1 pseudogene is annotated in these 252 nt (G+C 61.1%); it reads left to right on the plus strand.

What is annotated here, in order from left to right:
• Positions 1-252: pseudogene (locus AF337_RS04245) on the plus strand (O-antigen translocase); the annotation flags it as partial.

A 252-nucleotide genomic window follows, 5' to 3' on the forward strand; every position in this document is an offset into this window, starting at 1 on the left:
GGCATATCCTGTCTCACGTTTCACATTCGGTGATTATCAGCACGTCGGTGGCATTGTGCTACTGTCGCTCGCTGTCTTCTTCCGGCTGGTGTCTGCGGGGCAGAGCGCATTGATCCAGGGCATGCGCGGCATTGCGGATCTTGCCCGCATCAGCGTGCTTGCCGGGCTTTTCGGCACGGCTGTCAGCATCCCGCTGATCTATCTGTTCGGCCTGCAGGCGATCGCACCATCGCTCGTCGTGATCGCGGCCGC

Source organism: Rhizobium ecuadorense (assembly GCF_001187535.1).
GTDB lineage: Bacteria > Pseudomonadota > Alphaproteobacteria > Rhizobiales > Rhizobiaceae > Rhizobium > Rhizobium ecuadorense.